The following is a 12,869-nucleotide window of genomic DNA, read 5'->3' as shown; positions in this document are numbered from 1 at the left end:
TCTCGGCATCGACTGAGGTTCACCGCTCCAGGTGCAGGTCGATGAACGGCACGTTGTGGCCGTCGAGGACGTACCGGTCGTGCTCGACGAAGCCGTGCGCAACTGCGAAGGCGAGCCCGTCGCCGTTCGACTCGAGGACGACGGTCTCGATCCGGGCTGCCCCCATGCCCCGGGCGTCCGCGAGCACCTGCTCCAGGTACGACGTTCCGAGTCCGCGTCGGCGGAACGGCTCGAGGATCCGGACGATCAGCGTGGCCGTGCCGGACTCCCCCGCCGGGGGACGGACCGTGGCGCAGCCGACCAGGGCCTCACCGACGTATGCGACGGTGAGATGGTTGCGGGTGGCGCGCTCGGCGACCTCGTGCTCGCTCAGCGGCGACGTCGGGATGATCTGGTTGTGGATCTCGCGCCACGGAGCGAGCAGGTCGGGCGCCGCCGGGACGATCCGCAGCAGGTCCGCACCGAACACGAGCGCGTCGCCGCCGTTCTTGAACACGCGCCGCTCGAGCCGCAGGCCGATCTTCTGGGCCACCCGCCGCGACGGGAGGTTCTCCGGCCGGATGATCGCCACCAGGTGATCCACACCGGCCGCCGTGGCTGCCGCTCGAACCGCCGTGGCCGCCTCGGTCGCGAGCCCGTCACCGCGCAGGTGCAGGTCCACGTGGTAGCCGACCTCCACGTACCAGTCGCCCGCGATCTCCTGCATGGTCAGACCGCAGTCACCGACGAACCTGCCGTCGTGGGTCTCGACGATCCACAGGCCGAAGCCGTGCTCTGCGTAGTTCCGCTGGTTCCAGGCGATCCAGCGCTCGGCGTCGTCGCGTGTGCGCCTGCGCCGGTTCGGACGCACGGGGTCGGGTGCCCCGAGAACCGCAGCCATCTCGTCCAGGTCGCCCGGGGTCATCTTGCGGAAGCGCAGGCGGTGGGTGGGGCTCGGCAACACCCACCTCAGCCTAGGGCCGGTCCGGGTCGCGGTCCGGGGCCGGCGCGTCGAGTCCCGCCGCCGACACCCAGCGACCCAGGATCCGCTCGAGCCAGGCACGATCACGCGTCGACAGCGGAGCCAGCATCTCCTCGTCGGCCGCGATCACGGCCGCGAACACCTCGTCGAGCTTGGCCGAACCGCCCGGCGTCAGGGCGACGTACACGGTCCGCCGGTCGTGGTCCTCGCGCACGCGCTCGACGTACCCGTCCTGCTCGAGCCGCTGCACGCGCTGCGTCGTGGCCCCCGGCGTGACCCGGCACCGACGCGTGAGCTCGCCCGCGGTCAGCCGGTACGGCGTACCCGTGCGGCGCAGCGCTCCGAGGACGTCGAGCCGGCTCTGGTCCAGCCCGAACCCGGCCAGCGCCTCTGACCTTGCGTGTTCGAGCGCCGCCCCGAGCCGCCAGATCGGCGTCACCACGAGGATGGACGACACGTCGTCCTCCGGCCGCTCACGCCTCCAGGCAGCGACGATCTCCCCCACCGCGTCTCCCTGGCCGTTGGTCATGGAATTATTTTAGCGCTAAAATGAGTTCATGACCGACGACACCCAGCACCTCCTGGTCGTCACCGGGGCCGGCTCCGGCATCGGCCGAGCCGTCGCCGTAGCGCTCGCGAGCCGTCCCGAGATCCTCGTCCTCGTCGGACGCAGGCGCACGGCTCTCGTGACCACCTGCCGGGAGCTCTCCACCCCCTCTCCTCCCCTCCTGGTCGACGCCGACCTGTCCACCCCGGACGGCGCAGCGCATCTCGCAGAGGCGGTCGGCGATCGACCCGTCGCCGGCCTGGCGCTGGTCGCCGGCGGTGTCGGCGCCTCGTCGGGGCGTCCCGGGCTCGCCGGCGTCGCCGAGTCGTGGGAGGCCTCGTGGCGCATGAACGTGCTGACCGCCGTCCTGACCGTCCAGGCTCTCCGCGACACCCTCACGGACAAAGCCTCGGTCGTCGCACTCGGGTCGATCGCCGGCACCCGTGGCGGCGGCGCCTACGGTGCGGCCAAGGCCGCCCTGACGCCCTGGGTACGCGACCTGGCCCGCGCGCTCGGCCCGCGCGGCGTCACCGCGAACATCGTCGCGCCGGGCTTCACCGAGGGCACCGAGTTCTTCGGAACGTCCATGACCTCCGACCGCCGCGAACGTCTGCTCGCCGAGACCTTCACCGGTCGCGCGGGGAGGCCGGAGGACGTCGCCGGGGTGGTGGCTTTCCTGATGTCTCCGGCTGGACGGCACCTCTCCGGACAGGTCCTCCACGTCAACGGCGGAGCCCTCCTGGCGGGCTGAGGGGCGAGAAATCTTCTCCGACCGACTCTCGCCGTCGGGTCTTCTACTCGTTGCGGTTTGGTCCCAAACCGCAATTTGGATCGATCCAACCATGCGGTTTGGTCCCAAACCGCACTCCACGGTCGACCTGGACGGCTCACTCCTCGGCGGCGGCGAGGAGTCGCCGGCCCAGCTCGTCCATCGCCGCCCGGACCTCGGGCGAGCCGACCAACCGGAACGACATCGGCAGATGGGCGAGCTGCGCGGCGTACCACTTCGGCTCGTCGGTGGTGGCGACCAGGCGCGTGGCGTGCTCGTCCACCCCCTCGAGCCGGCCGAAGCTGCGCGGCAGCCAGTGCCGGCACTCGTCTACCGGAGCGTCGATGATCACCTCGACGGCGTGCTTCCAACCCATCGAGAGCTGCTCCTCGACGGCCTCGAGCGCATCCAGGCCGGCCGGTGTCTCGAACCGCTCGGGCAGCACCTCCACCCCCTTGACCCGGTCGACGCGCAGCACACGCCGGGCACCCTTGTCGTGCGACCAGCCGAGCACGTACCACCGCCGGTGCCGGACGACGACCGCCCACGGGTCGAGCTCGATGTCCCACTCGCGGCCGGGGTCTTGGCCGTACCGCAGGCGCACCCGCTCCCCCGCGTCCGAGGCCTGCACCAGTCGAAGGGTCACATCCACGTCGGGTACGACGACGTGCCAGCCACGAGCCGGCACCCGGCGTACGGCGTCAGCGGGCCGCGCGAGGGGCTCGGGCAGGGCGCGCACGATCTTGCCGAGGGCCTGGCCGACGGGGTCGTCCTCGCCGGCCGGGTGGCCCTCGAGCACGGCCATCACCAGGCCCAGCGCCTCGGTCGGGGTGAACATCAGCGGCGGCAGCCGGAGTCCGCGCCCGATCCGGTAGCCGCCGTACCTCCCCCGCGTCGACTCCACCGGGATGCCGGCCTCGCGGAGGATGCCCACGTGGCGGCGGATCGCGCGTTCGCTGAGGCCGAGCCGCTCGGCCAGACGGTCCGCGGTGATCCCGGGCGCGTTCTGGATCATCTCGAGGACCAGCAGGGCCCGCGCGGCGGGGCTGGCATCGTGCACTACCACAGGTTGCCTCGGTATCCGGAAGAGAAGCGTCCGGAAGGCATTCTAGGGTTCCAGCCATGACCACGACGAACCAGACAGCCATCGTCTCCCTCCCGGTCGCCAGTGAGGAGATCGAGACCCTGATCGGCGCCCTGGAGCGGAACCGACGCACCTTCGTCTGGAAGTGCACCGGCCTCGGCCCAGACGACATGAGGCGCACCCTCGGACCGGGCTCGGTCACGCTCGGGGGCCTGCTCAAGCACCTGGCGCTGGTCGAGGACGACGCCTTCGTCCGGCAGCTCACCGGCGCCCCGACGCTGTCCCCGCCGTTCGACGCGGTCGACTTCGATGCCGACCCCGAGTGGGAGTGGCGCACCGCCGCCGACGACTCACCCGAGGCACTGCTGGCCCTGTGGGAGGCCGTGGTTGCCCGCTCGCGCGAGAACATCGCCGCGGCGTACGCCGAGGGCGGCCCGGAGGTGCACACCCGCATCGCCTGGGCCGACGGCCACACACCGACCCTGCGCCGGATGATGGTCGACATGATCGAGGAGTACGCGAGGCACACCGGCCACGCGGACCTGATCCGCGAGTCGATCGACGGCCTGGTCGGCGAGGGAGTGCCGTCCGCCTGACCCGTCGCTCGCCGCCTACTCGGAAGGAGACCCCGTGTCCGACCGCGTCTACCCGCCGTGGGAGCCACCCTTCGCCGGCACCGAGACCGAGCACCTGCTCGGCTCGCTCGACCGCCTGCGCGCGACGTTCCGCTGGAAGGCCGACGCGCTCGACGCCGAGCAGCTCACGACGCGCATGCCGTCCTCCACCCTGACCGTCGGTGGACTGCTCAAGCACCTGGCCGCCCAGGAGGACTACGCCTCCTCGGTCAAGGTCGCCGGCGGCGAGCTGCCGCCCGTCTGGAACGACAACGGCTGGGACGGCGACGACGACTGGGAGTTCACCTCGGCCGCCGAGCAGTCCGCGGAGCAGCTCTACGCGCTGTACGACGCGGCCGTCGACCGCTCCCGGGCCGTCATCAGAGCGGCGGTCGAGGCCCGCGGGCTCGACGGTGACTCCGGGGTGACCCTCGACGACGGCACGAAGGCCAGCGTCCGCCGGATCCTGTTCGACCTGCTCGAGGAGTACGGCCGACACACCGGCCACCTCGACCTCGTGCGCGAGGCGGTCGACGGCCGGACCGGTGAGGACCCTCCCAGCGACTGGCCCTGAGCGCCGGTCACCCGTACGTCGGGCGCTGGGGCCTGCCGTCGGGTGTTGTTGGATGAGGGCATGGAACCCGAGTCGGCCGAGGACTTCTACGCCCGCGTGCAGGCGGCCACCGGCCCGGACGGCAGGCTCGACGTCGCCGTTGAAGAGATGCCCGGATGGGACATCTACCCGTTCGAGATCGACTCGCTCCGGATGAAGCCCCTGCAGCCGCTGGCCGCCGAGGAGCCACCGCGAGGCGGTGAGGACCCGGCCGAGTGCTACTGCGCCCGTCCGCCCGACCCGGCCGCGGACGAGCGATTGGTCTGGAGCAACGAGCGCTGGCAGCTCCACCTCGCCCCCGACCTGAAGCTGCCGATCGGCCTGAACCTCGGCCCGCGTGAGCACTGCGACCTGCCGACGGTCCCCGACCACCTCGCCGGCGAGATGGGCCGACTCCTCGTCGCGGTCTCCGCCGGCGTCGAGTCCCTCCCCAGCGTCGGCCGCGTCCAGATCGCCAAGTACGGCGACGGCGGCGCGCACCTCCACCTGTTCGTGTTCGGCCGCCCGGCCCGGATGCTGCAACTGCGTGGCTCGCCGCTCCTCGACTGGGAGGAGAACCTCCCGCCCGTCCCGCTCGAGGTGCAGCGAGCGAACGCCGAGCACGTCGCGACGCACCTGCTCGCCACCGTCGGTGGGACGGGTCCGGGCTGGCTCTGAGTTATACAAGAGCTCTTGTACGACGGGTGGTGACGCGGTCAGGCTGGGGCCATGACCCGACGTACCGCCCAGCAACGCCACCGGGACACCGTCCCGACGCGCCCTGCCGGACAGGAGTCCGGCGGCGACCTGCTCGACGTCCTGATGGCCTTCCACCACCCGACCCGGCGCTGGCTGGCCGAGCTGCTGGAGATCGAGGGCCCGGCCACGGTGGGCCGTCTGGCCAGTCGCACCGGTCTGGCCGTCGGGTCGGTGAGCCATCACCTGAAGGCACTGCACCGCCACGCCTTCATCGAGCCGGCGCCCGACCTGGCGCGGGACACCCGGGAGAGCTGGTGGCGCTCGGTCCGCCGGCCGCTCAGCTGGAGCGCCGACGACTTCGCGGAGGGAACCGGCGGGCGTCGTATCGCCGACGCTGCGGAGGCGGAGAACTTTCGGCACCAGGTCCGGGCCGTGGGTCACTGGCTGCGCCACTCCCACGAGGTCGGAGTCGACTGGCGACGAGCCGCGAGCGCCACCGACACCGTCGTCCCGGCGACCCGCCGGCAGCTCGCGGATCTCTCCGAACGGCTCCGTGACACCGCCGAGGGATGGGCACTCGAGTGTCTGGAGGACCGTGCCGCGAGTCCGGACGAGGATCGGCTCCCGATCCGTGTCGTCCTGCGGGCCTTCCCGAGCGGGCCGGTGCGACCCTGAGCACCGCCACTGAGCCCGAGCTGGTCGGCGCTCCGCCACCGCCGGTCCGCAAGGACGCCATGGTGCTGGTCTGGCTGGCCGCCGTGGGCTTCTCGTGGTTCGGTGACTACGCCTGGAGTGTGGCGCTCGCATGGACGGCCGCGCACACCCTCTCGCCGGTGCTCGCCGGCGTCGTCCTCGGCGCGGAGATGCTCCCCCAGGCGCTGCTGGTGCTCGTGGGCGGTGTGATGGCCGACCGCTATGACCCGCGCCGGATGCTCGTGGCCGGGCAGATCGGGCAGGCAGTCGTGCTGGTGCTCGGCGCACTCGCCTGGTCGTCCGGGATCCACGGCGCCCCGATCCTCCTCGCGATCGCGATCTCCTTCGGGATCGCCAGCGGCCTGACCATGCCCTCCGGCACCACACTGGTGCGGCAGATCGTGTCGGGTGACGACCTGGGGACGGTCCAGGGCTGGAACCAGATCAGCAGCCGGGCGATGAAGCTGCTCGGCGCCCCGGTGGGCGGCGTCCTCGTCGCCTGGCGCGGACCGGTGGCCGTGATGTTGGTCGATGCGGCGACGTTCTTGGGGATCGCTGCGGTGCTGATGCTCGTCGTACGCGCCCGCTACCGGCTGCCTCGGGCCACGCACGACCGGTGGCGCGACTCGTTCGCCGACGGGCTGCACTATCTCCGCAGCCACGACACGGCCAAGCTCTTCGTTCTCGGGCTGACCGCGCTCAACGTCTTCGTCACGCCCGTCACGGGGCTCGGTGTCGCGCTGCGGGTCAGCGGTTCGGGCTGGGGCGCCCACTGGCTCGGCGTCGCCGACGCCTGCCTGGCGGCCGGGGCGATCGTGGGCAGCGTGGTCGGCATCCGCTGGCAGCCGACGTACGGCGCAGCGGCGGCGTTCCGGATGCTTGTGCTGCAGGGCCTGGCGATCGCCGCGGTCGGGATCGGCTGGCGCCCGACGCTGGTGGTTGCGATGACCGTGCTGGGCTTCACCGCAGGTGCGGCGTCGGTCTGGCTCAGCGCGGCGTTCATCCGCGCGATCGATGCCTCGCACCTGGGCCGGGTCTCCTCGGTCACCAGCCTCGGCGACATGACGCTGATGCCGCTGTCCGTGCCGGCCCTGGGTGCCGTCGTCCGGGCGTCCAGCGTGCAGGCCGCGACGCTGATCTTCGGCCTGGCGATGTCGGCGCTGTGCCTGTGGTTCGCCTCTCGGCGCGCCATCCGCTTCCTCGCGGCCTGAGCCATCCGCGTCATGACGTGGGTCGATGGTCCTGTTCTCGTAGCACGTTGTGACCATTTGTCATCTTTCCGACTGTCGCTGACCAACCAGCAGAGCAGCATGGGATCCACTCCGGGTGAACAGCAGCCGGGGAAAGGACAGACGTCATGTGGGACACGGTCAGCGACAACGACCAGCACCTCTCACACGACCTGCCCTGCCCCCGGTGCGGTCACGCGATGCACACCTTCCTGGTCTGCGACGAGCACTGCGACTGCGCGCCATGTGAGATGCCGGGCAGTCAGATGCTGAGTGCGCGTCACCGCTAGCCCACCCGGACCGGCCATCCCCGGCCAATCCTCCGACCGGCTCCCACGACCAGTGGGAGCCGGTCGTCATTTCTGTTGCGGTTTGGTCCCAAACCGCAACATTTCCACTCCGATCTCTGCGGTTTGGGACCAAACCGCGCACCTGACCGCCCCCGTCACTACCCCGCTGTTGTCGATCACCTCGAGCACCGAGCCGATGTCGAGCACCACGGCCGGATCAACGCAGACTCCCCGGCCGGCTCCCGACCGGACCCGGAATTGCTCCCCTCGCCCACTTGGGTAACGTCATGCCGGACATTCGGACCCCCCACCGAACACGCCGAGCAGGGAGAGTGGACTTATCTCACACATGAGATACCGTGGCATCATGACGGAGGACTTCAAGGGCCGCATCGGGAAGCTGATCCGCGACGCCCGCACCCACCGTGGGCTCACGCAGCAGCAGCTGGCCGAGCGCCTTCAGACCAGCCAGAGCGCCGTGAACCGCATCGAGAAGGGCCACCAGAACCTCTCCCTCGAGATGGTCGCCCGCATCGGCTCGGCCCTCGACTCCGAGATCGTCGCGCTCGGTGCCGGCCCGACCCATCTGCGGATCACCGGCCCGACCACCCTCTCCGGCGAGATCGACGTCAAGACGTCGAAGAACGCCGGCGTCGCCCTGCTCTGCGCCTCGCTGCTGAACCGCGGCAAGACCACGCTGCGCAAGGTCGCCCGCATCGAGGAGGTCAACCGCCTGCTCGAGGTGCTCGGGAGCCTGGGCGTCCACACCCGTTGGATCGGCGACGAGGGCGACCTGGAGATCGTGCCGCCCAAGGAGCTCGACCTGAGCTCGATCGACGAGGCCGCGGCCCGCCGGACCCGCTCGGTGCTGATGTTCCTCGGCCCGCTGCTCCACCGCGCCGACACCTTCGAGCTCCCGTACGCCGGGGGCTGCCAGCTCGGCACGCGCACCGTGGAGCCGCACATGGCGGCGCTGCGCCCGTTCGGCCTCGAGGTGAAGGCGACCGAGGGCTACTACCACGCAACGGTCAACCGCGCGACGGTGCCGAAGCGCCCGATCGTGCTCACCGAGCGCGGCGACACGGTCACCGAGAATGCACTGCTGGCCGCGGCCATGCATTCCGGCACGACCGTGATCCGCAACGCGTCCTCGAACTACATGGTCCAGGACCTCTGCTTCTTCCTCGAGAAGCTCGGCGTCGCCGTCGAGGGCATCGGCACCACCACGCTCACCGTGACCGGTCAGGCCGAGATCGACGTGGACGTGGACTACGCCCCCGCCGAGGACCCGATCGAGGCGATGTCGCTGCTCGCCGCCGCCATCGTCACCGAGTCGTCGATCACGATCCGGAGAGTGCCGATCGAGTTCCTCGAGATCGAGCTGGCGGTGCTCGAGGACATGGGCTTCAAGTACGACCGCTCCGAGGAGTACGTCGCGGCCAACGGCCACACCCGGCTGGTCGATCTCACCACCCACCCGTCGCTGCTCACCGCTCCGCTGGACAAGATCCACCCGATGCCGTTCCCCGGCCTCAACATCGACAACCTGCCGTTCTTCGCGCTGATCGCGGCGGTCGCCGACGGGCAGACCCTGATCCACGACTGGGTCTACGAGAACCGCGCCATCTACCTCGTCGAGCTCAACAAGCTCGGCGGGCAGGTGAAGCTGCTCGACCCCCACCGGGTCATGGTCGAGGGCCCGACCCGCTGGACCGGCACCGAGATCGTGTGCCCGCCGGCCCTCCGACCGGCCGTCGTCGTGCTGCTGGCGATGCTCGCGTCGAAGGGCACCTCCGTGCTGCGCTCGACGTACGTCATCCACCGCGGCTACGAGGACCTTGCCGAGAGGCTCAACCAGCTCGGGGCCCACATCGAGACCTTCCGCGATCTCTGACCGCGCAGCCGGGCACGAGGCACGAGTGGACGGCGTCAGCGCGGACAGAACGAGCGAGACCGTGCCCGAGCTTGCGAGGACGCGGCCGCGAGACACTGGGCCGGCGCCCGTCGCCGTCCTGGTCGAGGGAGCCAGCGACGCCGGCGTCGTGCGCCTCCTGTGCGAGACTCGCGGGCTGACCGAGTCCGTCGCGACGTACCAGGTCCGCGACATGGGCGGGGTCACCAACGTAGGCCACCACCTGCGCGCCCTGCACAGCGAGAGCGACCGCGACACCGGCGACGGGGTCCGGGTGCTCGGCCTGTACGACGCGCCCGAGGAGCGCTTCGTCGTTCGCGCCCTCCGCCGCGAGGGGTACGACGTGGGCGACGCCCGCGACCTGGCGGGTCTCGGCTTCGTGGTCTGCGACCGTGACCTGGAGGACGAGCTGATCCGCGCGCTCGGGCCCGAGCGCGTGGAGACTGTGCTGTCCGAGCTCGGGGAGCTCGAGCGCTTCCGCGCCTTCCAGCGCCAGCCGCAGTGGCGCGGCCGCGACCGCGTCGAGCAGCTGCGGCGCTTCGCCGGAACCGCCTCGGGCCGCAAGCTCGTGCTGGCGCGCCGTCTGGCCGAGGAGCTCACCCCCGCGACGACCCCGGCCGCCCTCACCGCGCTGGTCGACGCGATCGAGAGCGCAGCGGCTCCGCGATGAGGACCGGCTACCCGTTCCTCGACGACGGTGGCCCCGTGCTCGCCTTCGCCCACCGCGGTGGTGCCCGCCACCCGGAGCTGGCCGGGCTCGAGAACACCCAGGCCGCGTTCGCCCACGCGGTCGCCCTCGGGTATCGCTACCTCGAGACCGACGTCCACGTGACCCACGACGGCGTGCTGGTCGCCTTCCACGACGCGCTGCTCGAGCGGGTGACGGACGGTGCCGGCAGCCTCGAGCAGCTGGACTCCCGCGAGCTGGCGGAGGTCCGCGTGGGCGGGCGCGAGCCCGTGCCCACGCTCGCCGCCCTCGTCTCGGCGTTCCCGGATGTTCGGTTCAACATCGACCTCAAGGCCGGCGCGGCCGTGGCTCCCCTCGCGGCGTTCGTCCGCGAGCACGGCCTGGAGGACCGCGCACTGGTCGGTTCGTTCTCCGGCCGCCGGCTCCGCCGGTTCCGTCGCCTGGCCGGCCCGCGGGTCGCCACCTCGGCCTCCCCCGGCGAGGTCGCGGCATACGTCGTGCTCCCGGCCCGGCTCGCACGGCTGATCACCCCGGGCGGGCCCGCCGCTCTCCAGGTCCCGCACCGCCGCGGACCCCTCGTGGTCGCCTCGGCCCGCCTGGTACGGCGCGCGCACGCAGCGGGGCTGCCGGTGCACGTATGGACCGTCGACGATCCCGACGAGATGCGGCTCCTGGTCGACCGCGGTGTCGACGGCCTGATGACCGACCGCACCGACATCCTCCGAGACGTGCTGCGCGAGCGCGGCCTGTGGGCGGACCGGCCGCACAGAGGACGGGAGGGCGCCTGATGGCGCTGTGTCGATGAGCGACATCGCCGATCTGGAGCCGCTGGCGCGGTCGAGGGAGCAGAAGGCGTGGAACTGGTACGACTGGGCCAACTCCGCCTACTACACCACCGTCCTGAGCGTGCTGTTCGCACCGTTCATGATCACCGTCGCCGGTCGTGCCGCCGGTTGTGGCAACTCCGCCGACGACACCTGCTCCAAGACCGTCGACGTGCTCGGCCTGCACCTGGCCGCCGGGGCGCTGCCGTTCTACCTCACGAGTTTCGCCACCATCGCCAGCGCGTTCGTGCTGCCGATCATCGGGGCCTTCGTCGACCGCTCGTCGCGCAAACGGTTCCACATGGCGGCGTTCGCGTGGTCCGGCTCGTTCTTCGCGGCGCTGCTGTTCCTGATGCGAGGCGACCACTGGCAGCTCGCGGCGGTCGCGGTCGTGATCAGCAGCATCCTCGGCGGATGCTCGCTGGTGAGCTACTACGCGATCCTGGTCGACATCTCCACCGAGGACGAGCGCGACCGGGTCTCGTCCCGCGGCTGGGCTTGGGGCTACCTCGGCGGCGGGGTGCTGCTCGCGATCAACCTGGTGATGGTGCTGGCCCACGGCGCCATCGGCCTGGACAAGGAGATGGCGGTCCGCCTGTCACTCCTCTCGGCGGCGCTGTGGTGGGCCGGCTTCACGTTCATCCCGTTCCTGCGACTGCGTGACCACCCGGCCCAGGACGTCGTCCCCGAGGTGGGCGGGTTGCTGAGCCGGTCCTTCGGCCAGCTGTTCACCACGCTGCGCGGGATGCGGCAGTTCCCGATGACGCTGACCTTCCTGGTCGCGTTCCTGTTCTACAACGACGGCATCCAGACCGTGATCGGCGTGGCCTCGACCTACGGCTCCAAGGAGCTGGGGTTCGGCGACAGCGTGCTGATCGCGACGATCCTGATGATCCAGTTCGTCGCCTACGGGGGCGCGCTGCTCTTCGGTCGGCTGGCTGCGACGTACGGCGCCTACCGGTGCATCCTCTGGGGCACCTACGCCTGGATGGTGATCGTGGTCCTGGCCATGTTCCTGCCCCGGAAGAACGTCGCGACCTTCCTGCTGGCCGGGGTCGCGATCGCGATCGTGCTGGGCGGCACCCAGGCGCTGTCGCGGTCGTTCTTCAGCCTGCTCATCCCGCGCGGCCGAGAGGGTGAGTACTTCGCCCTCTACAACGCCTGCGAGCGGGGGACGTCGTGGTTCGGCACGTTCCTGTTCGGCGTGGTCTTCCAGATCACCGGGTCGTACCGGCCGGCCATCGTCGCGCTGATCGTCTTCTTCGTCCTCGGCGCGGTGTTCCTGCTCCGGCTCGACCCCCGGCGCGGCATCGAGGAGGCCGGCAACACGGTCCCCGCAGTTGTCTGAGTCGGCGGGTTCTGTGGGATCGTGAATCGAGACCGAACCGGTGTGACCGGACTCGCGTCTTCATGGTGGAACAGAGCGCGACCGGCGTACGTTGAGCAGGACAGGAAATCCGTGAGTGTGACCATCACGAACACGGGGTACGGACGTCTTGTTGATGTACGCCTTTGGGAGCGTACCGGGGGCGACACTAGCTGGAGGTGAACCTTCATGGCAGAGCGCACACTTCGTGGCGCGCGGCTGGGAGGACAGAGTTTCGAGGACGAGCGGGGCATCGAGTTCGCGGCTCGTCAGCAGTGCGGGTACCGCTGCGTGAACGGTCACGAGTTCGAGGTGACCATGTCGGTCGAGGCCGAGGTCCCGGCGGTCTGGGAGTGCCCGCGATGCGGCGCCGAGGCGCTGAGCACGTCGGGCATCCGGCCCGAGGAGAAGGCCGAGAAGCCCGCACGCACCCACTGGGACATGCTGCTCGAGCGGCGGTCCGAGAAGGAGCTCGAGGTCATCCTCAAGGAGCGGCTGGAGCTGCTGCGCGAGGGTGAGATAGGGCCTGCCCACCTGCACCGTACGAACGCCAAGCGCCGGGTCCGAAGCAAGGCCTGAGAGTTGCGCGCGCAGCGCGCAA

The 12,869-nt window shown here is 70.8% G+C and carries 15 protein-coding genes; 12 read left to right on the top strand and 3 right to left on the bottom strand.

Features of this window, described 5'->3' with window-relative positions; translation table 11 throughout:
• Positions 1–19: 19 nt before the first annotated feature.
• On the bottom strand, positions 20–943 hold the full coding sequence (locus tag VGJ24_RS04630) for a GNAT family N-acetyltransferase (RefSeq protein WP_331499326.1): 924 nt from the start codon (positions 941–943) through the stop codon (positions 20–22).
• Positions 944–953: 10 nt separating this feature from the next.
• The gene (locus VGJ24_RS04625) at positions 954–1,490 is read right to left on the bottom strand and encodes a MarR family transcriptional regulator (protein ID WP_331499325.1); all 537 of its coding nucleotides are present in this window, start codon (positions 1,488–1,490) and stop codon (positions 954–956) included.
• A 28-nt stretch (positions 1,491–1,518) separates the two neighbouring features.
• Here VGJ24_RS04625 and VGJ24_RS04620 point away from each other — a divergent pair, with 28 nt between their 5' ends.
• On the top strand, positions 1,519–2,259 hold the full coding sequence (locus VGJ24_RS04620) for an SDR family oxidoreductase (protein WP_331499324.1): 741 nt from the start codon (positions 1,519–1,521) through the stop codon (positions 2,257–2,259).
• Positions 2,260–2,395: 136 nt separating this feature from the next.
• Here the strand turns inward: VGJ24_RS04620 and VGJ24_RS04615 are convergent, their stop codons facing one another.
• A complete protein-coding gene (locus tag VGJ24_RS04615) occupies positions 2,396–3,337 on the bottom strand; it encodes a helix-turn-helix transcriptional regulator (RefSeq protein ID WP_331499323.1) in 942 nt (313 codons plus the stop codon).
• 62 nt (positions 3,338–3,399) lie between these two features.
• Between VGJ24_RS04615 and VGJ24_RS04610 the strand changes: the two genes are divergently transcribed.
• From VGJ24_RS04610 to VGJ24_RS04560, 11 genes are all read left to right on the top strand, one after another.
• Positions 3,400–3,957, top strand: coding sequence for a DinB family protein (locus VGJ24_RS04610; protein ID WP_331499322.1), 558 nt, complete (start codon positions 3,400–3,402; stop codon positions 3,955–3,957).
• Positions 3,958–3,991: 34 nt separating this feature from the next.
• Complete coding sequence (locus tag VGJ24_RS04605) at positions 3,992–4,549, top strand: DUF664 domain-containing protein (RefSeq protein ID WP_331499321.1); 558 nt, start codon at positions 3,992–3,994, stop codon at positions 4,547–4,549.
• Positions 4,550–4,609: 60 nt separating this feature from the next.
• Positions 4,610–5,245 carry a hypothetical protein gene (locus VGJ24_RS04600; RefSeq protein WP_331499320.1) on the top strand — a complete coding sequence of 212 codons (636 nt, stop codon included), beginning with the start codon at positions 4,610–4,612 and terminating at the stop codon, positions 5,243–5,245.
• 51 nt (positions 5,246–5,296) lie between these two features.
• Positions 5,297–5,941, top strand: coding sequence for an ArsR/SmtB family transcription factor (locus VGJ24_RS04595; RefSeq protein WP_331499319.1), 645 nt, complete (start codon positions 5,297–5,299; stop codon positions 5,939–5,941).
• Positions 5,836–7,170, top strand: a complete 1,335-nt coding sequence (locus tag VGJ24_RS04590) for an MFS transporter (RefSeq protein ID WP_331499318.1) — start codon at positions 5,836–5,838, stop codon at positions 7,168–7,170. The genes VGJ24_RS04595 and VGJ24_RS04590 overlap by 106 nt, the downstream gene beginning before the upstream one ends.
• Positions 7,171–7,316: 146 nt before the next feature.
• Positions 7,317–7,478, top strand: a complete 162-nt coding sequence (locus VGJ24_RS04585; protein ID WP_331499317.1) for a hypothetical protein — start codon at positions 7,317–7,319, stop codon at positions 7,476–7,478.
• Positions 7,479–7,845: 367 nt separating this feature from the next.
• Positions 7,846–9,372 (top strand): UDP-N-acetylglucosamine 1-carboxyvinyltransferase, encoded by a 1,527-nt coding sequence (locus VGJ24_RS04580; RefSeq protein WP_331499316.1) that lies wholly within the window; start codon positions 7,846–7,848, stop codon positions 9,370–9,372.
• A gap of 61 nt (positions 9,373–9,433) precedes the next feature.
• Positions 9,434–10,060 (top strand): hypothetical protein, encoded by a 627-nt coding sequence (locus VGJ24_RS04575; protein ID WP_331499315.1) that lies wholly within the window; start codon positions 9,434–9,436, stop codon positions 10,058–10,060.
• Positions 10,057–10,866, top strand: coding sequence for a glycerophosphodiester phosphodiesterase family protein (locus VGJ24_RS04570; RefSeq protein WP_331499314.1), 810 nt, complete (start codon positions 10,057–10,059; stop codon positions 10,864–10,866). Before VGJ24_RS04575 ends, VGJ24_RS04570 begins: the two co-directional genes overlap by 4 nt.
• A gap of 13 nt (positions 10,867–10,879) precedes the next feature.
• Positions 10,880–12,250, top strand: a complete 1,371-nt coding sequence (locus VGJ24_RS04565; protein ID WP_331499313.1) for an MFS transporter — start codon at positions 10,880–10,882, stop codon at positions 12,248–12,250.
• Between the two features lie 207 nt (positions 12,251–12,457).
• Positions 12,458–12,847, top strand: coding sequence for an RNA polymerase-binding protein RbpA (locus VGJ24_RS04560; RefSeq protein WP_331499312.1), 390 nt, complete (start codon positions 12,458–12,460; stop codon positions 12,845–12,847).
• Positions 12,848–12,869: the final 22 nt, after the last annotated feature.

Source organism: Nocardioides sp. (assembly GCF_036493135.1).
Taxonomy (GTDB): Bacteria; Actinomycetota; Actinomycetes; order Propionibacteriales; family Nocardioidaceae; genus Nocardioides.
Note: the sequence above shows the minus strand (reverse complement) of the source record. Positions and strands in the feature narration are given on the sequence as shown.